Origin of the sequence: Kosakonia sp. ML.JS2a (assembly GCF_025642095.1) — a bacterium.
Taxonomy (GTDB): Bacteria; Pseudomonadota; Gammaproteobacteria; order Enterobacterales; family Enterobacteriaceae.
The window spans coordinates 3,539,472-3,561,375 of record NZ_CP106754.1 but is presented as its reverse complement, the minus strand read 5'-3'; the positions used below and the strand labels follow the sequence as shown (position 1 = coordinate 3,561,375).

General features: G+C 56.1%; 20 protein-coding genes. 5 read left to right on the top strand and 15 right to left on the bottom strand.

Annotated elements, in window-relative coordinates; all coding sequences use genetic code 11:
* Positions 1-4: 4 nt before the first annotated feature.
* Genes N7922_RS16905 through N7922_RS16885 form a run of 5 tightly spaced genes read right to left on the bottom strand, consistent with a single transcriptional unit; the run spans position 5 to position 4,704 of the window.
* Positions 5-1,138, bottom strand: coding sequence for an ABC transporter permease (locus N7922_RS16905; RefSeq protein WP_263097435.1), 1,134 nt, complete (start codon positions 1,136-1,138; stop codon positions 5-7).
* Positions 1,128-2,867: an ATP-binding cassette domain-containing protein gene (locus tag N7922_RS16900; RefSeq protein WP_263097434.1), complete on the bottom strand. Its 1,740-nt coding sequence runs from the start codon at positions 2,865-2,867 to the stop codon at positions 1,128-1,130. The genes N7922_RS16905 and N7922_RS16900 overlap by 11 nt, the downstream gene beginning before the upstream one ends.
* Positions 2,860-3,852, bottom strand: coding sequence for a secretion protein HlyD (hlyD, locus tag N7922_RS16895; protein ID WP_263097433.1), 993 nt, complete (start codon positions 3,850-3,852; stop codon positions 2,860-2,862). The genes N7922_RS16900 and hlyD overlap by 8 nt, the downstream gene beginning before the upstream one ends.
* A complete protein-coding gene (gene cecR / locus N7922_RS16890) occupies positions 3,852-4,526 on the bottom strand; it encodes a transcriptional regulator CecR (protein WP_263097432.1) in 675 nt (224 codons plus the stop codon). The genes hlyD and cecR overlap by 1 nt, the downstream gene beginning before the upstream one ends.
* Positions 4,495-4,704: a hypothetical protein gene (locus N7922_RS16885; RefSeq protein ID WP_263097431.1), complete on the bottom strand. Its 210-nt coding sequence runs from the start codon at positions 4,702-4,704 to the stop codon at positions 4,495-4,497. Before N7922_RS16885 ends, cecR begins: the two co-directional genes overlap by 32 nt.
* Positions 4,705-4,760: 56 nt before the next feature.
* On the opposite strand from N7922_RS16885, the gene rhlE reads away from it, so the two are divergent.
* A complete protein-coding gene (gene rhlE, locus N7922_RS16880) occupies positions 4,761-6,227 on the top strand; it encodes an ATP-dependent RNA helicase RhlE (protein WP_263097430.1) in 1,467 nt (488 codons plus the stop codon).
* Positions 6,228-6,321: 94 nt separating this feature from the next.
* Here rhlE and N7922_RS16875 read toward each other — a convergent pair whose 3' ends face one another.
* The 4 genes from N7922_RS16875 to licT all read right to left on the bottom strand — a co-directional run bounded on the left by N7922_RS16875 (position 6,322) and on the right by licT (position 12,007).
* The gene (locus N7922_RS16875) at positions 6,322-7,713 is read right to left on the bottom strand and encodes a glycoside hydrolase family 1 protein (protein WP_263097429.1); all 1,392 of its coding nucleotides are present in this window, start codon (positions 7,711-7,713) and stop codon (positions 6,322-6,324) included.
* Positions 7,714-7,722: 9 nt separating this feature from the next.
* Positions 7,723-9,195 (bottom strand): glycoside hydrolase family 1 protein, encoded by a 1,473-nt coding sequence (locus N7922_RS16870; RefSeq protein WP_263097428.1) that lies wholly within the window; start codon positions 9,193-9,195, stop codon positions 7,723-7,725.
* Between the two features lie 11 nt (positions 9,196-9,206).
* Positions 9,207-11,045, bottom strand: a complete 1,839-nt coding sequence (locus N7922_RS16865) for a beta-glucoside-specific PTS transporter subunit IIABC (protein WP_263097427.1) — start codon at positions 11,043-11,045, stop codon at positions 9,207-9,209.
* Positions 11,046-11,167: 122 nt separating this feature from the next.
* Positions 11,168-12,007, bottom strand: a complete 840-nt coding sequence (gene licT, locus N7922_RS16860; RefSeq protein ID WP_263097426.1) for a BglG family transcription antiterminator LicT — start codon at positions 12,005-12,007, stop codon at positions 11,168-11,170.
* Here licT and N7922_RS16855 point away from each other — a divergent pair.
* From N7922_RS16855 to ybiB, 3 genes are read left to right on the top strand one after another with little or no spacing between them, the layout of a single operon-like run.
* A complete protein-coding gene (locus N7922_RS16855) occupies positions 11,964-12,305 on the top strand; it encodes a hypothetical protein (RefSeq protein ID WP_263097425.1) in 342 nt (113 codons plus the stop codon). The two genes, licT and N7922_RS16855, sit on opposite strands and share 44 nt — an antisense overlap.
* Before the next feature lie 31 nt (positions 12,306-12,336).
* Positions 12,337-14,478, top strand: coding sequence for an ATP-dependent DNA helicase DinG (gene dinG / locus N7922_RS16850; RefSeq protein ID WP_263097424.1), 2,142 nt, complete (start codon positions 12,337-12,339; stop codon positions 14,476-14,478).
* 25 nt (positions 14,479-14,503) lie between these two features.
* Positions 14,504-15,469, top strand: coding sequence for a DNA-binding protein YbiB (ybiB, locus tag N7922_RS16845; RefSeq protein WP_263097423.1), 966 nt, complete (start codon positions 14,504-14,506; stop codon positions 15,467-15,469).
* A gap of 115 nt (positions 15,470-15,584) precedes the next feature.
* Here ybiB and ybiJ read toward each other — a convergent pair whose 3' ends face one another.
* The 3 genes from ybiJ to N7922_RS16830 form a co-directional block, all read right to left on the bottom strand.
* Entirely contained in the window at positions 15,585-15,845 is a 261-nt protein-coding gene (ybiJ, locus tag N7922_RS16840) for a DUF1471 family protein YbiJ (protein WP_061494558.1), read from the bottom strand.
* A 285-nt stretch (positions 15,846-16,130) separates the two neighbouring features.
* Positions 16,131-16,397, bottom strand: a complete 267-nt coding sequence (locus N7922_RS16835; RefSeq protein ID WP_263097422.1) for a DksA/TraR family C4-type zinc finger protein — start codon at positions 16,395-16,397, stop codon at positions 16,131-16,133.
* A gap of 51 nt (positions 16,398-16,448) precedes the next feature.
* Positions 16,449-17,063, bottom strand: a complete 615-nt coding sequence (locus N7922_RS16830; RefSeq protein ID WP_263097421.1) for a flavin reductase family protein — start codon at positions 17,061-17,063, stop codon at positions 16,449-16,451.
* 96 nt (positions 17,064-17,159) lie between these two features.
* Here N7922_RS16830 and rlmF point away from each other — a divergent pair, with 96 nt between their 5' ends.
* Positions 17,160-18,095, top strand: coding sequence for a 23S rRNA (adenine(1618)-N(6))-methyltransferase RlmF (gene rlmF / locus N7922_RS16825; protein WP_263097420.1), 936 nt, complete (start codon positions 17,160-17,162; stop codon positions 18,093-18,095).
* Here the strand turns inward: rlmF and ybiO are convergent.
* The 3 genes from ybiO to glnP form a co-directional block, all read right to left on the bottom strand.
* A complete protein-coding gene (ybiO, locus tag N7922_RS16820) occupies positions 18,085-20,328 on the bottom strand; it encodes a mechanosensitive channel protein (RefSeq protein WP_263097419.1) in 2,244 nt (747 codons plus the stop codon). The genes rlmF and ybiO overlap by 11 nt on opposite strands.
* A gap of 127 nt (positions 20,329-20,455) precedes the next feature.
* Positions 20,456-21,178: a glutamine ABC transporter ATP-binding protein GlnQ gene (glnQ, locus tag N7922_RS16815; protein WP_263097418.1), complete on the bottom strand. Its 723-nt coding sequence runs from the start codon at positions 21,176-21,178 to the stop codon at positions 20,456-20,458.
* Positions 21,175-21,834: a glutamine ABC transporter permease GlnP gene (gene glnP / locus N7922_RS16810; protein ID WP_061494564.1), complete on the bottom strand. Its 660-nt coding sequence runs from the start codon at positions 21,832-21,834 to the stop codon at positions 21,175-21,177. Before glnP ends, glnQ begins: the two co-directional genes overlap by 4 nt.
* Positions 21,835-21,904: the final 70 nt, after the last annotated feature.

Below are 21,904 nucleotides of genomic sequence, written 5' to 3'. Positions count from 1 at the left end.
TTCCTTAATCCAGTCTGCGTTTCGTTTTCAGCCATGTCAGGCCGATAAACATCGTTGCCGAGGCCACCAAAAACAGCACATTCACCATCAGCACCACCGGGATATTGCCCGCCAGAAAGAGGCTTTGCAGGGTGCTGACGAAATAGCGCGCCGGAATGATATAGGTCACCGCGCGGATCACCGCTGGCATGCTGTCGATCTGAAAAATAAAACCGGACAGCATAATCGACGGTAAAAATGCCGCATTCAGCGCCACCTGCGCCGCGTTAAACTGATTACGGGTAACGGTCGAAATCAGCAGGCCCATCCCCAGCGTACTGAGCAGAAACAGGCTGGTGATAAAAAACAGCACCACTAACGAACCGCGATAAGGCACGCCGAGAATAAAGACCGACACCAGCATGCACAGCAGCATCGCCAGCATGCCGAGAAAGTAATAGGGGATCAGTTTGCACAGCAGCAGTTCCGCCCGCGTCACTTCCGTCGACAGCAACGCCTCCATGGTGCCGCGCTCCCATTCGCGCGCCACCACCAGCGATGTCAGGATCGCGCCTATCACCGTCATGATAATGGTGACTGCGCCCGGGATAATAAAATGCTGGCTGATGGCTGCCGGGTTAAACCAGTAGCGCGTCTGAATGTCGATCAACGATTCGAAAGTTTCGCCGCGATCGTCCGCCCGTTGCTGCTGCCAGAGTTGCCAGATCCCCTGAAGATAACCCTGCACAAAGTTGGCGGTGTTGGGTTCACTGCCGTCGGTGATCACCTGAATCGGCGCGGTATCGCCGGGGCGCGCCATCTGTGCGTCAAAATTGACCGGCACCACCACCAGGCCGCGAATACGCCCGGCCTGCATCATTTGGATCAGTTGCTGGCGGTTATCGCTGATGGTGGCGTCAATAAACGGCGAGCCAGTCAGCGTATGGGTGAAATCCAGCGCCTCTTCGCTGCGCTGCTCCAGCAGCACGCCGACGCGAAGCTTGCTGGAGTCCAGGTTGATGCCGTAGCCAAAAATAAACAGCAACAACAACGGGATCACGACCGCTATCAACCAACTGCTGGGATCGCGCACAATTTGCCGCGTCTCTTTCACGCACAGCGCGCGTACGCGCCGCCAGGATAACGCGTTAAGGCTCATTATGATGCTCCTTATCCCAGTTATGAATCAGCGTGATAAACGCCTGTTCCATGGTGGGATCGGGCGTGTCCGCGTCGGCCGTTTGCGCCTTTAGCGCGTCCGGCGTACCGCTGGCGATCAGCTTTCCGCGATAGACCAGACCAATGCGATCGCAATACTCCGCCTCATCCATAAAGTGGGTAGTGACCATCACCGTCACCCCTTTTTCCACCATGCTGTTGATATGCAGCCAGAACTCACGGCGCGTCAGCGGGTCGACCCCCGATGTCGGTTCGTCGAGAAACAAAATATCCGGTTCATGCATTAACGAGCAGGCCAGCGCCAGGCGTTGTTTAAAACCGAGTGGCAATTCATCTGTGGCATGGTCAGCAATACTTTTTAAACCGAATGCCTCGCTCATGCGGGCGATTTTCTCGTTCTGCGCCCGCCCGCGCAGGCCATAAACACCGGAGAAAAAGCGCAGATTTTGTTCCACCGTCAGGTTGCCGTAGAGGGAGAATTTCTGCGCCATGTAGCCCAGGTGCTGGCGTGCTTTTCCGGAGCTGACTTTCAGATCCATATTCAGCACCAGCGCCTGGCCGTCCGTGGGCACCAGCAGACCGCACATCATTTTAAAGGTGGTGGATTTCCCGGCGCCGTTAGGGCCAAGCAGGCCAAAAATTTCCCCGCGTTTTACCGCAAAGTTCACATGGTCGGTGGCGGCAAAGTCGCCAAATTTTTTGGTCAGGGATTTGGCTTCAATCACCGTTTCCTGCGCATTGCCTTCTACCGTATGCAGAATTGAACCGAGCGGTGATTCTGCGGTTCCCGCGCCGCCAAGCAGATCGATAAACGCATCTTCAAAGCGCGGCGCTGTCGGCGTGATGTCTAAAGGCGGCATATTTTCAGCGGCCTGGATCTGCTGCGCCTGCGCCTGTTTTTTCAGGATCATGCGTACCGAGCGCCCCTGGATCATGCCGTCGCTGACCTGGGGCTGCTTCAGCAGTCGACGTAGCAACCGGCGGTTATTCTCCTGCGGGCTGGAAACCAGAAAACTGCGCCCGGCCATGGTCTGCGTCAACGCTTTCGGTTCGCCCTGGTAGAGCAATTCCCCTTCGTTCATTAGCAGCACTTCGCGGCACTGTTCGGCTTCATCAAGATAGGAGGTGCTCCAGAGGATCAGCATCCCCTCACCGGCCAGTTCATGTACCATTCGCCACAGTTCGCGACGGGAGATCGGATCGACGCCGACACCGGGTTCATCCAGCAGCAGCACTTTCGGTTCGCCGACCAGCGTACAGGCCAGCCCGAGTTTCTGTTTCATACCGCCGGAGAGTTTCCCCGCCAGCCTGTCGGTAAACGGGGCCAGTGCGGTAAACACCAGCAAACGCGAAAATGTCTGTTGCCGTTTTTCACCGGTGACGCTGCGCAAATCGGCGTACAGATTGAGGTTCTCCATCACCGTCAAATCTTCATACAGGCCAAATTTTTGCGGCATATAACCCAGCATGGCATGCAGTTCGCTGTCGTTGCGTATTGGATCCAGACCCATCACCTGCGCACTGCCTTCATCCGCTTTCATTAAGCCTGCAAGCATGCGCATCAGCGTGGTTTTCCCGGCACCATCCGGCCCGACCAGCCCGGTAACGTAACCGGCGTTGATGGTACAGTTGAGTTGCGCCACGGCGGGTTTATCCATGCCGGGAAAGCGTTTTACCAGCCCGTGCAGATGGATGGTCGCCTCACTCATGACGCGCCTCGTTAAAATGGATGGTGACCGGCATGCCCTGGCGCAGTGTGTCGTCGGCATCGGTAACGATAATGCGCAGGCGATAAACCAGGTCGGTACGCAAATCCGGGGTTTCAACGGTTTTGGGTGTGAATTCGGCGGTCGGGGAGACAAACCCGATTTTGCCGTGATACGGCTTGTTCGGGCGACCGTCGGTGTACAGCGTCACCTCCTGACCGGGCTGCGCCTGTTGCAAATTACGTTCATCCACGTAGGCGCGTACCCATACCGGGCGGGTTAAGGAGAGCGTCAGCACTGTACCGCCTGCGCTGAGCATACTGCCGGGTTCCACGGCGCGGGTCAGCAGCGTGCCGTTCGCCGGGGCGATAAGCGCGGTGTCCTGCAAATCCAGTTGCGCCTGCGCCAGTGCGGCTTCAGCCTGTTCGAGACCGGCTTTGGCTTGGGCGATTTCTTGCGGGCGGTTCCCGGCGCGATACTGGCTCAGTTTATCCTGCGCGGATTTCAGCGTGGCCTGCGCCTGATCCCGTGAGGAGCGCGCATTTTCCAGGTCATTGGCCGGAATCGCGTGGCTTTTTATCAACCCCAGCTGGCGCTGATAGTAGTTCTGCGCGTAATCATAGGCCGCACGCGCCTGATTCACGGCGGCAACCGCCTGGGCTATCTCTTCATCGCGGTAGCCCGCCGTCGCCAGCGAGTATTTCGCCTGCGCGGTGGAGACATTGGCCTGCGCCTGCAACAGAGCGTTTTCATACGGCGCTTTGTCTAATTCACCGAGCAACTGGCCGCTTTTAATGGCGTCCCCTTCATCCACCGCCAGCGAGGCCAGTCGACCGCCCACGCGAAAGCTCAGATTGACCGTGCGGATATCAACATTGCCATACAGCGTCAGGCTATTTTCCTGTTTGCTTTGATACCACATCCAGCCGCCGCCCAGCACGGCAAGCACAATAATCGCAACTACTAACACCACGACGGTCTTTTTCATCACTCGGGACTCCTGTGCGTTAATCCTTGCAAAATCAAATCGATATGGCAGGTGATGACCTGAAAAATCAGCGACGATTTCTCGGCATCGAATTGTGTCCATCCGGCGCGCAGCAAAAAGGTTTCCCGCCCGAGACGAAACGCGAGAATTTCACCCAGTAGCGCGTGGGTATGAATAATGGTTTGCGTATCGCCCGCGTCGAGGCCGGTGTAGGCCGCAAGCAGGCGGGTCAGGTGGCTGTGCAGCGGTGCAATCACCTGGTCATGCACCAGCTGGTACGCGCGGGTGGGAGAGAGCTGCTCACGGGAGATAAATTTACTCAGGTTGAGCGTTTCATCATGCGTCAGCAGGGTGATCATACTTTTGCAGGCCCGGTGGATCAGTTCGCGAATGGCCTCTTTATCCGGATCCGGATGGGCGAACAGCGCTTCCGCCGCCAGCGCGTGAGGGCGGAAGTTTTCATGAATAAAGTCGGCTATCCACTGCGCACAGGCAAGGTAGAGATCGTCTTTGGAACCAAAGTAGTAGGTAATGGCGGCAATATTTTGCCCTGCCTGCGCGGCGATATCCCGGGTGGTGGCGTGTAAGCCATATTCGCCAAATTGCGCGAGTGCGGCGGCAATTAGCTGGCTTCTGGCTTGTTCACCTTTGCTGGTTGTCGGTGTCGTATTCATGGGCGCAATAATAATTAATCAATCGATTGATTAACTTTAAGGTGCGTTTTTGTTCTTGTCCAGCCTGGGCTGAACGATTCTCCCGCTGCGCTTTCTTTGTGGGATATTTTATGCGCGTGATCACAAAAGCTGATACACTCCGCCCCTTCATGGCATTGTGGTTTTTGTCATCAATCAAATTATTATCTCCTCGAAAACTACACCTGTGACAGGTCGGGGCGGTGCGGAGTTGTTATGTCATTTGATGCCCTTGGCCTGAATCCGGAAATTCTGCGCGCGGTCGCAGAGCAGGGTTACCTTCAGCCAACCCCTATTCAGCAGCAGGCGATCCCGGCTGTGTTGCAAGGCCGCGATTTGATGGCCAGCGCCCAGACGGGTACCGGCAAAACTGCTGGTTTTACCCTGCCGCTGTTGCAGCGCCTGATCCAGAGCGAGCCGCACGCGAAAGGCCGCCGTCCGGTGCGCGCGCTGATCCTGACGCCGACCCGTGAACTGGCGGCGCAAGTGGGTGAAAACGTCCACGAGTACAGCAAGTACCTGAATATCCGCTCGATGGTGGTGTTTGGCGGGGTCAGCATTAACCCGCAGATGATGAAGCTGCGCGGTGGCGTGGATGTGCTGGTGGCGACGCCAGGGCGTCTGCTGGATCTGGAACACCAAAATGCGCTGAAGCTCGATAGCGTGGAAATTCTGGTGCTGGATGAAGCCGACCGCATGCTGGATATGGGCTTTATTCACGATATTCGCCGCGTACTGGCGAAGCTGCCGGCTAAACGCCAGAACCTGCTGTTTTCCGCGACCTTCTCTGATGAGATCAAACAGCTGGCGGAAAAACTGCTGCGCAACCCGCTGGAAATCGAAGTGGCGCGCCGCAACACTGCGTCTGAACAGGTGACGCAGCATGTGCATTTCGTCGATAAAAAACGCAAGCGTGAACTGCTGTCGCAGATGATCGGCGAGGGTAACTGGCAGCAGGTGCTGGTCTTCACCCGTACCAAGCATGGCGCCAACCATCTGGCTGAACAGCTGAACAAAGACGGCATTACCAGCGCCGCTATCCACGGAAACAAGAGCCAGGGCGCGCGTACCCGTGCGCTGGCGGATTTCAAATCCGGCGATATTCGCGTGCTGGTGGCGACCGATATTGCCGCCCGTGGTCTGGATATTGAAGAACTGCCGCACGTGGTGAACTATGAGCTGCCCAACGTGCCGGAAGATTACGTACACCGTATTGGCCGTACCGGCCGTGCGGCTGCAACCGGTGAAGCACTGTCGCTGGTGTGCGTGGATGAGCATAAACTGCTGCGCGATATCGAGCGCCTGCTGAAGAAAGAGATCCCGCGCATTGCATTAGCGGGCTACGATCCGGACCCGTCAATCAAAGCCGAACCCATTCAGAATGGTCGCGGCCAGGGCGGCGGTCGTCAGGGTGGTGGTCGCGGGCAGGGCGGTGGCGGTCGTGGTCAGGCTGCACCGCGTCGCAACGAGGGTGAAGCGCAAAAACCGCGCACACCGCGCCGCAGTGAAGGTGGGGCCGCTAAGCCGGAAGGTGTTCGCCGTAGCGAAGGTGGGACAGGTGGACGTCGTCCTGATGGTGGTGCGGCTAAGCCAACTGGCGGACGTCGTCTTGACGGCGGAGCCGCTAAACCAGCAGGCAATGCATCCCGTCGCCGTCCGCGCAAACCGTCCGCCGCACAGTAATCGTCTGATTCTGCCGATCAGATAAGCGCCATCCGGCATTCATTTGCCGGGTGGCGTCTTTGTCTTATCGGGCTTGCAAATTCGTTTCCGCCCTCTACAGAATCCCTCCGTTACTGGCGATAACCTGTTGATACCAGTCAAAACTCTTCTTCTTACTGCGCTTCAGGGTACCGTTGCCGTCATTGTCTTTATCCACATAGATAAAGCCGTAACGTTTTTTCATTTCACCGGTACCGGCGCTCACTATGTCGATGGGGCCCCACCACGTATAGCCCATGATATCGCAGCCATCTTCAATGGCTTCCGCCATCGCCTGAATATGGCGGCGGCCATAATCCATGCGCGCCAGATCGTTAATCTGCCCGTCAGCATCGACTTCATCGACGCCGCCATAGCCGTTCTCTACGATAAACAGCGGCTTACGGTAGCGATCCGCCAGCTCGTTACAGACAATGCGAAAGCCCTGCGGATCGATGGGCCAGCCCCATTCCGTTTTCTCAAGGAATGGGTTATCCAGCCCGGCCGTTCCGCCGGTATCAATGCGGAATTGCCCACCAGTCTGATGCAGCACGCTGCGGTAGTAACTAAAGCCAAGATAATCGGAAGGGTAATCTGCCAGCAGTTGCAGATCCCCCTCAGCAATTTCCAGCTCCACCCCAAGCTCGCGAAACAGCCGTGGAGCGAATGCCGGGTACTGACCGAACATCATCACATCAGAGAAGAACAGTGAGCGACGGCGCAACTGCATGGTGGAGAAGATGTCCTCCGGGTTACAGGTGGCCGGGTAGACGGTGCTCAGCGATAACATGCAGCCAATTTTCGCCCCCGGGATAATCTCATGGCATAGCTTGTTGGCCCGCGCGTTGGCGACAAACTGGTGATGGTTGGCCTGCCAGATCGCCTGTGCGCTGGCGTCAGCATCCACCGCACCGGTGGCGAAGGGCATGCGGTTCATGTTGTTCAGCTCATTGAAGGTCATCCAGTATTTGACCTTGCCTTTGTAGCGGTGGAATACCGTTTCGCAGTAGCGGGCAAAGAAATCAATCAACTGGCGGTTCTTCCAGCCGCCGTACTCCTGATACAGCGCCAGTGGCGTTTCGTAGTGGGAAAGGGTGATCACCGGCTCGATGCCATACTTCAGCAACTCATCAAACAGAGCGTCATAAAAAGCCAGCCCGGCTTCGTTGGGCGTGGTTTCATCACCGCGCGGGAAGATGCGCGTCCAGGCAATCGAGGTGCGGAAACAGGTGAAACCCATTTCGGCAAACAGCGCCACGTCCTCTTTGTAATGGTGATAAAAATCAATCGCCTGATGGCTGGCGTAATAAAGGTTGGGATCAACCACCGCATCATGCTTGCCGGAGGCGATGCCGCCGCGCACCACGTCTGCGATCGACGGCCCTTTGCCGTCCTCATTCCATGCGCCTTCGGCCTGGTTGGCGGCAATCGCGCCACCCCATAAAAAATCTTTCGGGAAAACAGCCATTTTTGCTCCTTAATCCGTCAAATCTTCGCCGTTGGAGGCGATCAGTTTTTTATACCAGTGATAGCTTTTCTTCAGCGAGCGGGCCTGTGTGCCGTTGCCCATATCATCCTGGTCCACATAGATAAACCCATAGCGTTTGGAGATTTGCGCCGTGCCTGCGCTGACCACATCAATCGGCCCCCACCAGGTATAACCGAACAGATCGACGCCATCGCCGATGGCTTCCTGCATCTGTTCCACGTGCTGGCGCAGGTAATCGATACGGTAATCGTCATCAATTGAGCCATCCGGGTTGACGGTATCCACCGCGCCCAGACCGTTTTCGGCAATAAACAGCGGTTTCTGGTAGCGGTCATACAGCTGGTTGAGCGCCAGACGCAGCCCTTTCGGGTCTATCTGCCAGCCCCACTGGCTGGTGGGCAGGTGCGGGTTGCGAATGCCGCCGGTGATCATATTGCCTTCCGCGCCTTCCAGTTTTTCCGGATGCGCGCTGACGGTGCTCGACATGTAGTAACTGAAGGAGACAAAATCCACCGGGTGCTGGCGCAGGATCTCATCGTCGCCGACCACTTTTTGCAGCGTAACGCCTTTCTCCGCCAGCATGCGATCGGTATACGCCGGGTAGTAGCCGCGCGCCTGCACGTCGCTAAAGAACAGCGACACGCGCTGCATCTCTTCGCAGGCCTGCAAATCGTCCGGGTGGCAGGTGTGCGGATAGAGCATCTGGTAGCTGATCATGCAGCCCATTTGCGAGCCGGGAATGATGGCGTGGCAGGCTTTGGTCGCCAGCGCGCTGGCAACAAACTGATGGTGCGCGCCCTGGTATTTATCCTGCTCAAGATGCGGGTTGTCCTCTTCGATAACCCCAACGCTGACATACGGATGATGCTTGACGCAGTTGATCTCGTTAAAGGTCATCCAGTACTTCACTTTTTTGCGGTAGCGGGTGAACACCGTGGTGGCAAAGCGCACGTAAAAATCCACCACCTGACGATTTGGCCAGCCGCCGTAATCGGTGACCAGCGCCAGCGGCATCTCATAGTGCGACAGCGAGACAATGGGCTCGATGCCGTGTGCCAGCAACGTGTCGAACACCTCATCGTAAAATGCCAGCCCGGCTTCGTTGGGGGTGGTTTCATCACCACGCGGGAAGATGCGCGTCCAGGCAATCGACATGCGAAAGCATTTAAAGCCCATTCCGGCAAACAGCGCGATATCCTCTTTAAAGTGGTGATAGAAGTCGTTGCCTTTGCGTTTGGGGTAGTATTTTTTGCTGTTCGGATCCTGCGCTTCACGTACCTGCGCGTGGGTCATACCCAGCCACTGATCGAGCCAGCGTTCGCGGGGCATGTCGCTGTCGAAGGTGTAGACATCAGAGACCGATAGCCCTTTTCCTCCCACGTTCCATGCGCCTTCCAACTGGTTAGCGGCTGTGGCGCCGCCCCATAAAAACCTGTCCGGAAATGCTTTCGAAAATGCCATATGTCTGCTCCTTACGCCGCTGTCGCGGTCAGTGTGAGAAATGCGTCCCGGCTGGCGACATCGCCATTTGCTTTCACCGGGCTGATATCGCCGTACTGTTCGCTGTTGGTGACCACCACAATCACGCTGGGGTCGATGCCTTCGGCTTTCAGCGCTGCAAGGTCAAAGCTCACCAGTAAATCGCCCACCTCCACGATCTGCCCGGCAGTGGTGTGGCTGGTGAAGTGGCGCCCGCCCAGCTTGACGGTGTCGATACCGATATGGATCAGGACCTCTGCACCGGTATCGCTTTGCAGCGCCAGTGCGTGGTGGGTTTCAAACAGCGACTCCACCTTGCCGTTGACCGGCGAACGCAGCTCGCCGCTGGTGGGGTAAATCGCCAGTCCTTTGCCAAAAATTTCATCGGCGAAGACCGGATCGCTGAGTGTGCTCAGTGCTTTCAGTTCACCACTGACGGGGGCAAACAGCTTCTCTTCGCTGCGCGCTACCGGCACCGGGCTGATGCCGGCGACCACCGTTTCTTCAAAACCAAGGATCACCGTGACCACGGCGGCGCAGGTAAACGAGATGGCGATACTGACCAGCGCCCACAGGAAGGTGGGGCCGACCAGAGCCGGAAGACCCGGTAAGCCGCTGAGCGCAAAGGCGTAGGTTTTGACCCCCATTGCCATCGCGAAACCGCCGCCGCAAGCGCCGCCAATCAAGGCCGCGGCGAAGGGGCGTTTATAGCGAATGTTGATGCCGTACATCGCCGGTTCGGTAATGCCCATCGCGGCGCTAAAGCTGGTGGTCAGCGCCAGCGACTTCAGCTTCCGGTCTTTGGCGCGCAGAAATACGCCAAAGGCCGCACCGGCCTGCCCGAGGTTGGCAACATAAAAGAGGATTTTGAACGGGTCGAAACCCATCTGGCTGATGTTGTTGATCATGATCGGCACCAGCACATAGTGCATGCCGGTGATGATGATCATCGACAGCGTGCCGCCCACCACCACGCCCGCGACGAGACCCATATTTTCCACCAGCCAGATAATGCCGCCAGACAACGCGTTACCGGCAAAAATGCCCAGCGGGCCAATGGCGATCAGCGTGATGGGGGTGACAATCACCAGGCTCAGCAGCGGGACAAACATGGTTTTCAACGCGCCTGGCATGATGCGATCAATCAGCTTCTCCACCCGACTGAGCAGCCAGACCGCCAGTAAAATCGGGATAACGGTAGAGGCATAGTTCACTGTTGGCACTGGCAAACTCATGAAATTGACCGGAGCACCGGACTTAAACAGTGTCTGAATAGCGGGGTGGAAGAGGGCGGCGGCCAGTGCGACTGCAACGTACGGGTTAGCGCCGAATTTATTGGCGGCGCTGAACGCCAGCGCCAGCGGCATAAAGTAGAAAACGCCGTCGCTGATCGCCAGCAGGATTTGGTACGTTTGATTACTGGTTTCCAGCCAGTGCATGGCGACCAGCAGCGCCAGCACCCCTTTGAGAATACCGGCCCCGGCAATGGCCGGAATGATAGGTGAAAAGATGCTGGATAGTCCCTCCAGCACGACGGAAATCGGATTGCGGCGTTTGCCATGCTGCACCGCGCCGCCGGATGAGACTCCCGGCAGTTTTGTCAGCAGCGCTTCGCACAAGGGAGCAACGTCGTTGCCGATAATCAGTTGATACTGGTCGCCTGAAATATTCACGCCAATCACGCCATCCAGCGCTTCCAGCGCCGCACGGTCAGCTTTGTCGTGATCTTTCAGTAAAAAACGCAGACGGGTGATGCAGTGAAACAGCGACAGAATATTGTCCTTGCCGCCGATCCGGGTAATGATCTGCTGCGCGGTATCCTGATAGTTCATGGTCATTCCTCCAGACTGACGCCTGCATTGCAGGTGTCATAACAATTACCGGTGATAAACCGGCGCTTTGTTCTTCTGGGGTTTGCCTGATTTAACAGTAACAAGCCTGGAAAGAATATTTTTTACGACTCTACCCGTTGCACGACGTTTTCGATATGCACGGTCAGGTAGAGCTTTTCCGAGTTGCTCATGGTGTGGTGATAATTTTTACCGACAAACTCATTAATTGCGTCAACGCACTTCAGGGTTGTCTGATAACGACGCTGCACCATGGCAAATAATTCCTCGTCGTCATTATTTAACACCACACCATCAATCACCCGCTGGGCGAAAAACTTTAAATGGGTAATAAAGCGTTGATAATTCAGACTGTGCTCATCGAGTGGCAGGCTGAAAAAGTATTTAACGATATTCTGCAACTGGTAAATAAGGCGCGTAATCTGCGTGGTTTTACCCATCGTGTCGTTCAGCCCGGCGTTTACAATATGCAGGGCGATGCTACAGGCTTCGCTATCGGGTAATAAGGTACCGGTGCGCGCCACCACCATGCCCAGAGCCTGGCGGCCGATGCCATATTCTGCGGTATAGAAATGGCGCACTTCCCACTCCAGCGGATTGGGCAGCACTTCGCTGTTCTGGCTGCGTTGCAGAGCGAAATGAAGATGATCGGCCAGAGTAACGTACAGGCCTTCACTTAATTTATGCGGCAGCGTTGCGCGCGCCAGGGCGACGATATCATCGGTCAGTTGCAGTATTTCTACCGGCACTTCGCTGATCAAATCTTTGAATCGGGCGGAGACCTGCGAATCCTGCAGACGGAATATTTTTTCGATGGCCTGGGTATCCACGCTGGCACCGGTGTGGGTATTAAACCCAAGACCGCGGCCGGTAAGAATAACCTCAAGCCCACGCTCATCAATGGCGCTGACAACGTTATTATTTAATATTTGTTTGACCAGCATCGCCAACTCCTGCAAACAAAAACGGGCAAAACGTAAATACAGCCGCGGACGGATTTGTCCTCATAGTCTGCATTTAGGTTTTGCCCGATATTCGGTAACAAGCGTAATGCAGGTAAAAACTAGCATTGCCCGAATAAATGATCAACGCGTCGCTCAGGGCATTGATGACCTGATATGCCAAATTGTGATCGGCGCTGCGAAAAATATCCTGTATTTGCAACCGGAGGGATATTTTCTGGCGACGGCTTCCGGCATTGCAAAAACCGTTACCCCCGGGGCGCTAAAAATGCCACAATAGTGGCTGTTTATACAGTATTTCAGGTTGTCGAATGGCCCTTACCGCCGCGCTAAAAGCGCAGATTGCCGCCTGGTATAAGGCGTTGCAACAACAGATCCCGGACTTTATTCCCCGCGCCCCGCAGCGGCAGATGATTGCCGATGTGGCGAAAACGCTGGCGGGCGATGAAGGGCGGCATCTGGCGATTGAAGCGCCAACCGGCGTCGGGAAAACCCTCTCTTATTTGATTCCCGGCATCGCCATTGCCCGCGAAGAGCAAAAAACGCTGGTGGTCAGCACCGCGAACGTTGCCTTGCAGGATCAAATCTTCAGCAAAGATCTGCCGCTGCTGCGCAAAATTATCCCCGATTTGCGCTTTACCGCCGCCTTCGGTCGCGGTCGCTACGTGTGCCCGCGCAATCTCACTGCGCTGGCCAGTTCTGAGCCGAATCAGCAGGATCTGCTGGCGTTTCTGGATGATGAGCTAACGCCGGGGAATCAGGAAGAACAGAAGCACTGCGCGGCGCTGAAAGCCGATCTCGACAGTTATAAATGGGACGGCCTGCGCGATCATACGGATAAAGCCATCAGTGATGAGTTATGGCGGCGTCTCAGCACCGATAAAGCCAGTTGCCTTAACCGCAACTGCCACTACTACCGCGAATGCCCGTTTTTTGTCGCGCGCCGTGAAATTCAGGAGGCGGAAGTGGTGGTGGCGAACCATGCGCTGGTGATGGCGGCCATGGAGAGCGAAGCGGTATTGCCGGAGCCGAAAAACCTGCTGCTGGTGCTGGATGAAGGCCACCATTTGCCGGATGTCGCGCGGGACGCGCTGGAGATGAGCGCGGAAATTACGGCCTCCTGGTACCGCCTCCAGCTCGATCTGTTCTGCAAACTGGTGGCAACCTGCCTGGAGCAGTTCCGCCCGAAAACCACACCACCGCTGGCAACCCCGGAGCGTCTTAACGCCCACTGCGAAGAGCTGTATGAACTGATCGCGTCGCTGAACAACATACTCAATCTCTATCTTCCTGCAGGCCAGGAAGCCGAACACCGTTTTGCGATGGGCGAACTGCCGGATGAGGTGATGGCTATCTGTCAGCGTCTGGCGAAGCTGACAGAGATGCTGCGCGGGCTGGCGGAGCTGTTCCTGAATGATTTAAGCGAGAAGACCGGCAGCCACGATATCGTCCGCCTGCATCGCGTGATCCTGCAAATGAACCGCGCGCTGGGCATGTTTGAAAGCCAGAGTAAGCTATGGCGGCTGGCTTCCATGGCGCAAGCTTCCGGCGCGCCAGTGTCGAAGTGGGCCACGCGGGAAGTGCGCGACGGGCAACTGCATATGCTGTTTCATTGCGTTGGCATTCGCGTGAGCGATCAGTTGGAAAAGCTGCTGTGGCGCAGCATACCGCATATTGTGGTGACGTCCGCTACCCTGCGTTCGCTGAACAGTTTTAATCGCTTGCAGGAGATGAGCGGCCTGAAAGAGAAGGCCGGAGACCGTTTTGTCACGCTGGATTCGCCGTTTAACCATGTGGAGCAGGGCAAAATCGTCATTCCGCAGATGCGCTATGAGCCGCTGATCGAAAATGAAGAGCAGCATATTGCCGAAATGGCGACCTGGTTTCGCCAACAGGTGGAAAGTAAAGCGCATCCGGGGATGCTGGTGCTGTTCGCCAGTCAGCGGGCGATGCAGCTCTTTTTGAGTTACGTGACCGATCTGCGTTTATTGTTACTGGTGCAAGGGGATCAACCCCGTTATCGACTGGTGGAGCTGCACCGTAAACGCATTGATAGCGGTGAGCGTAGCGTGCTGGTCGGTTTGCAATCTTTTGCCGAGGGGCTGGATTTAAAAGGCGATTACCTGACGCAGGTACACATTCATAAAATTGCCTTTCCGCCCATCGACAGCCCAGTGGTGATCACCGAAGGCGAATGGTTAAAAAGCCTGAATCGCTACCCGTTTGAGGTCCAGAGCCTGCCCAGCGCGTCATTCAATTTGATCCAGCAGGTGGGGCGACTGATCCGTAGCCACGGCTGCCATGGCGAAGTGGTGATTTACGACAAGCGCCTGCTGACCAAAAGTTATGGTAAACGCCTTCTCGATGCACTGCCGGTGTTTCCTATTTCACAACCGCCGATGCCGGACGTTATAGTGAAGAAACCAGAACAAAAGCGCCGCAGGCGCCGTTAACGATGTGAGCACGCAAGGAGTTCCCATGGATTACCGCACCATCATTAAAGAGATCGGCCGGGGAAAGCATCACGCCCGGGATCTCGATGTTGACACCGCTCGTGGTTTGTACACGCACATGCTCAATGGCGATGTGCCGGATCTGGAAATGGGCGGTATCCTGATTGCCCTGCGCATTAAAGGGGAAGGTGAGGCGGAAATGCGCGGCTTTTACGACGCGATGCAGCATCACACCATCAAACTGACGCCCCCGGTAGCAAAACCGATGCCGATTGTGATCCCCAGTTACAACGGCGCGCGCAAACAGGCCAACTTAACTCCGCTGCTGGCCATTCTGCTGACGAAACTCGGCTTTCCGGTGCTGGTGCACGGTGTGAGCGAAGATCCCACCCGCGTGGTCACCGAAACGATTTTCACCTTGCTGGGCATTAACCCCACGCTGCACGCAGGTCAGGCGCAGGCGCGCCTGGAAGGGCATCAGCCAGTCTATATTCCGGTGAGCGCGCTCTGTCCGCCGCTGGAAAAACAGCTGGCGATGCGCTGGCGTATGGGGGTGCGCAACAGTGCGCACACGCTGGCAAAACTGGCGACACCGTTTGAAAAAGCAGCAGCGTTGCGTTTGTCCAGCGTTTCGCACCCGGAATATATCACCCGCGTTGGCAAATTTTTTGCTGATATCGGTGGGCGCGGCTTGCTGATGCACGGGACGGAAGGGGAGGTCTATGCGAATCCGCAGCGCTGCCCGCAGATTACGCTGATCGATGCGCAGGGCGAGCGCGTGCTGTTTACCCGCAATGATGCGCCTGAACAGATGTCGCCTGAAGGCGTAGCGAAAGATGCCGAGAGCACCGCCCGCTGGATTGAGCGCTGCATTGCCGGGCGTGAAGCGGTGCCAGAATCATTGAAGATTCAACTGGCCTGCTGCCTGGTCGCAACGGGTGAAGCGGAGACGCTGGAAGCGGGTCTTGCGCGGGTGGCGGCAAGTTTTTGACAAAAAAAAGCCCGTCACATTCCTGGACGGGCAAACAACAGGGTAACAACAGGGTCAATGAGGGTGGAGCATCCCCGACGGAGGGTTAGTTCGCCAGGGGGTAGAACAGGGGAGGTTATTTGTAGATAACTGCAGTGCCGCTCATTTTGTTATTGCCGTTAGCGGACGTAATGCTGTAGCTGGATGCGCCAGCCGCTTTTGCTTTCTCAGCCAGTTTGGCTTCCAGGCCGTCCAGCGTGTCAGCGTTGTTGACAGACACGACGCCGATTTTGTTCAGGTTTTCGGCCTGAGCCGGGCTTACGGATTGCGCAGCGAACGCACCAAAAGAGAGGGTGGACAGGGCGATGGCAGCAACAGCATATTTGATGGTTTTCATGGTTAATCTCTCGCAGGTTATTCTGTGTATGGGACGATGTTCCGTCGATGTGATAAGTATCACGGTTTTTCGCAAGAGATAAAATCGAAGAGAATTGACAGCCTTATTCTAAAAAATTGAACAAGAAGTAATCTTTTGAATTTAAACAAATTTATTGATGAAAAACCGGCGTTTTGCGGTTGAGGTGCGTGGCGAACAATTTTGCGGCACATTTTGCTACGTGGCAGGGGAAAATTTGTGGATGTAAAAGCAAGCGCTTGCGCTGGTTACAACCGTCAGGAAAGGTCAACGAAGCTGGCTATCTTTCGATCCGCGACGATTATATCCTGAAAATGTAGAGTTATGTAAATCTTTCTTCTGCTGGCAGGCTACGCATAAACGTACTCCAGGGATCGCGTTGCGACGCGCTTCCGGGATCGGTTCACCGCACTCCTCGCACTCCATCAGGCTTTCGCCTGTCGGTATGTCGCGACGGGCGCGGGCGACCGCGTCATCAATGGTGCTGTCGATCTGTTGCTGTACTGCATCGTCGTTTGCCCAACCTGAAGCCATAATGTTGCCCTCCGTAGGAGTAAGTATAGCCACTCAGGCCGGAGAAGCGGCTTACCGGTTATCCGGGCGAATCAGGTCAAAGCGCAACGCTTCACTGATGCCGTAATAGGCCGATGGGCCACCTGCGCGCAGTACTGGCTGTGCTTTTGCCGTCTGGTAAATACCGTCTTCCAGCAGTGATTCATCGATATGCACCGCGACAACTTCCCCCAGCACCAGCCAGGTATCCAGTGCCGTGCCGTTGGCAGCCGTCAGTTGAATACATTGCGACAGGCGACATTCAAAGTTAACCGGGCTCTCCGCCACGCGCGGAGCACTGACAAGGCGGCCTGTTACAGGCGTCAGACCTGCCCGGGCAAATTCATCTTCGCCATGCGGCAGCGAGGCGGATGTTTCGTTCATGCGCACGGCCAAATCGCGGGTGGTCAGATTCCAGACAAACTCTCCGGTTTCATTGATATTGCGTACGCTATCTTTCCAGCCGCTGCTGGCGAAGCCGATAATGGGCGGGCGATAATTGAAGCAGTTAAAAAAACTGTATGGCGCAAGGTTACGTCGGCCCTGGCCATCCAGAGACGCAATCCAGCCAATCGGGCGGGGACCAATAATTGCATTCAGCGGGTCGTGCGGCAGGCCGTGGCCTTTCACCGGTTCATAAAAGTACATAGCGCTTCCGGGGGATGGAAAAAGTTTCTTCAGCCTCACTTATTTACCCGGCCAACGTCAACGGGTATCTTACGCCGCTGTTAACAGGAGAATGCCATGAATGCCCAGAAGCCGGGTCTGCACCCGCGTAACCGCCACCACAGTCGCTACGATCTCGATGCGCTGTGCGCCGTAACCCCGTCATTGCGCGACTTTATCATCGCCAACCCCAACGGCGAGGCGACAATTGATTTTGCCCGGCCACAGGCGGTGAAAGCCTTAAATAAGGCGCTGCTGGCGCAATTTTATGGTGTGCGTGAGTGGGATATTCCGGACGGTTTTCTTTGCCCGCCCGTTCCCGGGCGCGCCGACTACCTGCATCATCTGGCGGATGTACTTGCCGAAAGCCATCAGGGGCAGATTCCGACCCAGGCCAGCGTGCTGGATATTGGCACGGGCGCAAACTGCATCTATCCACTGATTGGCGCGCATGAATACGGCTGGCGTTTTACCGGCAGTGAAACCAATGACGCCGCCCTTGCCAGCGCACAGGCGATTATTAGCGCCAATCCGGGGCTCAGCCGTGCGGTGCGTTTGCGCCGCCAGAAAGATCCGACGGCGATCCTTAGCGGTATCATTCATAAAAATGAGCAGTACGACGCCATTATCTGCAATCCGCCGTTCCACGACTCTGCGCAAAGCGCGCAGGCAGGCAGCGAACGTAAACGGCGTAACCTCGGGCAATCTGCTGAGGGCGCGCTCAACTTCGGCGGCCAGCAGCAGGAGCTCTGGTGCGAAGGCGGGGAAGTGGCGTTTATCCGCACAATGATTGCCGAAAGCCCGCAGTTCGCGCGCCAAGTGTTGTGGTTTACCTCGCTGGTGTCGCGTGGCGATAACCTGCCTGAGTTGTACCGCGCTCTGACTCAGGTTGGTGCGGTGAAAGTGATGAAAAAAGAGATGGCCCAGGGGCAAAAGCAGAGTCGCTTTATTGCCTGGACCTTCCTCGATGACAACCAGCGTCAACGCTGGGCGCAGACGCGTTTTAAAGCGTAGGTTCGACGGGCGGTTGCGGGCCAGCGGGTGCGGCTGGCTGCGGGTGTGGGGTACTGCCTGGCGCCGGCAGTACCTGATAGGTCTGCACCGGCGGGCGCACATCCGCCAGATCGAAATGTTTTTTCACCATCGTGTCGAGGGCAAAACGCACTGTCCACTGTTTCAGCGGCAGCGTGGTAAAGGTCACGCGCAGGGTAAAGGCCGTATTGCTCAGTCCGACCAGCCCGGCAAAGGATGGCTCGCCGATAATCAGCCCGCGAATATCCTCTTTCTCCATCAGCTCGGCAACGGCCTCTTTCAGCGCCTGGTTCGCTTTGTCTGCGTCTTCATGGCGGTCAACATCATAATTCGCCACCACGGAACCAATGCCGCGCACAAAGTTCGCGAAGGTGGTGATCGATGACCACGGAATAATATGGTACGCGCCGGTATCCTGGCGTACGCCAACGGAGCGAATTGACATCCGTTCCACGGTGCCGGTGAGCGGGCCAATGGTGACCAAATCGCCGGTGTTCATGCCATTTTCGAACTGGATAAAAATCCCGGTAATAATATCTTTCACCAGCGTTTGCGAACCAAATGAGATAGCCAGCCCCAGCGCCCCGGCACCCGCCAGTAGCGGCGCGATGTTAACGCCAATTTCCGACAGTACAATCATCACCGTAATGGTGCTGATCACCACCGCCAGCGCGTTGCGAAACAGGGTCAGCAGGGTGCGGGTACGCGCGCTGGGTAGCGGGCGACCATGAATGTCCGAAGCCAGACGGTTTTCTATCAGGCTTGCCAGCAGCGTCCAGCCTACCGCGGAGAAGAAGAGGATCAGCGCAATGCGGATCAGAATATCGACCGTTTTCTCCCCCGCGCCGTAGGTCAGCCATTGCCAGACATCAAACAGCCCCCACGCATTGAGCAGCAGCATGATCGTGGCGCAGACCACCAGAAAACGCGCGGTTTTCAACGTGGCGGATAACCAACCATTAAGCCGCTTTTGCAGTTCCGGATAGTTGCGGTGCACCTGCGGCGAGAGGGTGATGGTTTTATTCAGCCAGCGCGATAATACGCCCGAGATAAACGCGGCAATACTGAGGATCGCGAGACTGTTAACGGTTGCGCCCATCATAAATTTCAGGCTATTGCCGGGATCGAACAGCGAGAAGAAAAACAGCACAATAAAGTAGGCGCTGGCCAGCCAGTGCCAGATCAGCGCAAACGCGCGAATAAACAGGCTGAAAAAGGCCAGCGAGTGATCGGCCAGCGCGGTGAGATTGTGCTGGATCGTCTTTTTATTGTGGAAAATCAGATACAGCGCCCAGACGGTGATACACAGCATAATCACCACGTTCGCCAGCGCGCCAAATTGCACGTTCACCTGGTTTGAAATAATCGGCACTGCCACCAGTAAACCGTAACCAATCAGGCTGCTTAGCGCGCTCAGGCGCAGATGCCAGTAGCGGGCGGTCTCATCGGCAATGCGAAACGGGCGCAGCTCCGGAATACGCGGGCAGAACACCAGCCGTAATATGGCTTTAAAAAACTCAATCAAGGCAAAGGCATTCAGGAACAGGCTCTGCTGAAAAGCAATGGTGCGGTTGCCGGCATTGAGACTGGCGCTGAGCAACTGCCCGATAAACAGCGTCAGCGCCAGCAACAGCAAATCTATAATAAACGCGCCGATGATCATCGCGGGTAGTTGCAGCCAGTTGCTGCGCTCGCGGTTCTTCTTGCGTCCCCATGCGCCCATTTTGCGATACAGCGGCGAGACACAGGTGCGTACCAGTAACCAGAACGCGAACACCAGTGCCGCCAGCAGCAGGAAATAGGTCGCTGCATGGGTAAAGGTCTGCGGGTTGAAAGACTTATGCGGGGAGCCGGTGATATTGCGGTAGAGCTGTGCAAAGCGCGACGCCAGCGCATCACCATAATAGTGGCTAATGTCGGTGACATTCTCCAGCACGGTTTTCTGCTCTTTCACCTCAGGAGGGGTGATGACCGGCACAGGCTCCTGCGGCGGCGTTGTGGCGACTTTACGTAACTGATCGATAAGTTCTTTGCGCGAGTCGTCATTTTCCAGCACATCTGCCAGCGCAGCATAGGCCGCTTTTTTCTGCTCGATATTCGGTTCAGTCGTCTGGGCGGTTGATGGCGTGCTGGTTGTCGCCGTTGTCATACCGGGAATTGTCGCCGCGTGAAGCGGTGCGCACAGCAGGCCAATCAGTAATAACATCCACGGCATAGGCTCCTCCGGTGAGAAAATCCCGCAAAATGATAAGTATAGATGCCGTAATGCCGCGCAGAGGAATTGGGATAAATCCAGGAGAGAGGGGTAAAAAAAAGCCCCTCATGAAGAGGGGCTGGTGCTATCAGGAGACGTGCTGCAGGAACTCCTGCAGGCGCGGACTCGGCGGATTTTCAATAAGTTGCTGCGGGTTGCCATCTTCGGCAATGCGGCCTTTATCAATGAAAATCAGACGGGAAGCCACTTTCTCGGCAAAGCCGATTTCGTGAGTGACGATCACCATGGTCATGCCTTCTTCCGCCAGATCCTGCATCACTTTCAGTACTTCGTGGCGCAGTTCCGGGTCGAGCGCAGAGGTTGGCTCATCAAACAGCATCATTTTCGGTTTTACCGCCAGCGCGCGGGCAATCGCCACACGCTGCTGTTGGCCGCCGGACAGCTCAGACGGATAGTGGTGGGCGCGCTCTGCGAGACCCACTTTCGCCAGCAGCTCTTTAGCGAGTTTTTCAGCGTCCTGTTTTTTCGTGCCGCGTACGCGCAGCGGGCCGAACATGACGTTTTCCAGCGCCGTCAGGTGCGGGAACAGATAAAACTGCTGGAACACCATGCCAGCTTCCTGGCGGATCAGGCGCTCATCCACTTTCGGATCGTTAACTTTCAAGCCATCGACAATCAGTTCGCCGCTGGTGATCTCTTCGAGCTTGTTGATGCAGCGCAGCAGCGTCGATTTACCGGAGCCGGAAGGCCCGATAATGACCACTACTTCACCCTGGGTAATGCTCAGATCAATGTTGTGCAGCACCTGGGTCTGGCCAAAGTGCTTGGAAACGTTTTTAAATTCAATCACAGGATTTTCATCCTTCTTTCAAGACGACGCAGAATAAAGCTCAGAACCAGAGTAATAATCAGATAAACCACCGCAACGGCGCTCCAGATCTCCAGTGCGCGGAAGTTGCCGGCGATGATCTCTTGCCCCTGGCGGGTTAGTTCAGCGACGCCGATAACAATAAACAGCGACGTATCTTTGATGCTGATGATCCACTGGTTACCCAGCGGGGGCAGCATACGGCGCAGCGCCAGCGGCAGGATCACGTGGCGAATGGTTTCACCGCGTGATAAACCCAGCGCCAGGCCCGCTTCACGGAAGCCTTTATGGATCGAGAGTACAGCGCCGCGGGTAATTTCCGCGATGTAGGCACCCGAGTTGATCATGATGGTCACGACCGCTGCGCTAAACGGGTCGATACGCAAATCGTTGAACGCCATCGGCAGGGCAAAATAGATAAACATGACCTGCACGACAATCGGCGTGCCGCGGATAACTTCAATAAATACCAGTGCGATGTGGTTGGCGATCCAGCCGCCAAAGGTGCGTGCGAAACCCGCCGCAAGGCCGATAATCAACCCGCCAATTAAGCCGAGGACCGAGATCCACAACGTCATTTTCGCCCCTTCAATCAGAAGCGGAATGGCGGGCCAGATGGCGCTCCAGTCAAACTGCATGATGTGTTCCTGTATACCGTGGTTATAACAAATGTATCAGGGGCGAAAGCCGCCCCTGAGGTGTAACGCT

Bases quoted from the DNA above. Each gene is read 5' to 3' on its own strand.
- N7922_RS16905 (WP_263097435.1), bottom strand. From the start codon at position 1,138: ATGAGCCTTAACGCGTTATCCTGGCGGCGCGTACGCGCGCTGTGCGTG.
- N7922_RS16900 (WP_263097434.1), bottom strand. From the start codon at position 2,867: ATGAGTGAGGCGACCATCCATCTGCACGGGCTGGTAAAACGCTTTCCC.
- hlyD (WP_263097433.1), bottom strand. From the start codon at position 3,852: ATGAAAAAGACCGTCGTGGTGTTAGTAGTTGCGATTATTGTGCTTGCC.
- cecR (WP_263097432.1), bottom strand. From the start codon at position 4,526: ATGAATACGACACCGACAACCAGCAAAGGTGAACAAGCCAGAAGCCAG.
- rhlE (WP_263097430.1), top strand. From the start codon at position 4,761: ATGTCATTTGATGCCCTTGGCCTGAATCCGGAAATTCTGCGCGCGGTC.
- N7922_RS16875 (WP_263097429.1), bottom strand. From the start codon at position 7,713: ATGGCTGTTTTCCCGAAAGATTTTTTATGGGGTGGCGCGATTGCCGCC.
- N7922_RS16870 (WP_263097428.1), bottom strand. From the start codon at position 9,195: ATGGCATTTTCGAAAGCATTTCCGGACAGGTTTTTATGGGGCGGCGCC.
- N7922_RS16865 (WP_263097427.1), bottom strand. From the start codon at position 11,045: ATGAACTATCAGGATACCGCGCAGCAGATCATTACCCGGATCGGCGGC.
- N7922_RS16855 (WP_263097425.1), top strand. From the start codon at position 11,964: ATGGCGCTGACAACGTTATTATTTAATATTTGTTTGACCAGCATCGCC.
- licT (WP_263097426.1), bottom strand. From the start codon at position 12,007: ATGCTGGTCAAACAAATATTAAATAATAACGTTGTCAGCGCCATTGAT.
- dinG (WP_263097424.1), top strand. From the start codon at position 12,337: ATGGCCCTTACCGCCGCGCTAAAAGCGCAGATTGCCGCCTGGTATAAG.
- ybiB (WP_263097423.1), top strand. From the start codon at position 14,504: ATGGATTACCGCACCATCATTAAAGAGATCGGCCGGGGAAAGCATCAC.
- ybiJ (WP_061494558.1), bottom strand. From the start codon at position 15,845: ATGAAAACCATCAAATATGCTGTTGCTGCCATCGCCCTGTCCACCCTC.
- N7922_RS16835 (WP_263097422.1), bottom strand. From the start codon at position 16,397: ATGGCTTCAGGTTGGGCAAACGACGATGCAGTACAGCAACAGATCGAC.
- N7922_RS16830 (WP_263097421.1), bottom strand. From the start codon at position 17,063: ATGTACTTTTATGAACCGGTGAAAGGCCACGGCCTGCCGCACGACCCG.
- rlmF (WP_263097420.1), top strand. From the start codon at position 17,160: ATGAATGCCCAGAAGCCGGGTCTGCACCCGCGTAACCGCCACCACAGT.
- ybiO (WP_263097419.1), bottom strand. From the start codon at position 20,328: ATGCCGTGGATGTTATTACTGATTGGCCTGCTGTGCGCACCGCTTCAC.
- glnP (WP_061494564.1), bottom strand. From the start codon at position 21,834: ATGCAGTTTGACTGGAGCGCCATCTGGCCCGCCATTCCGCTTCTGATT.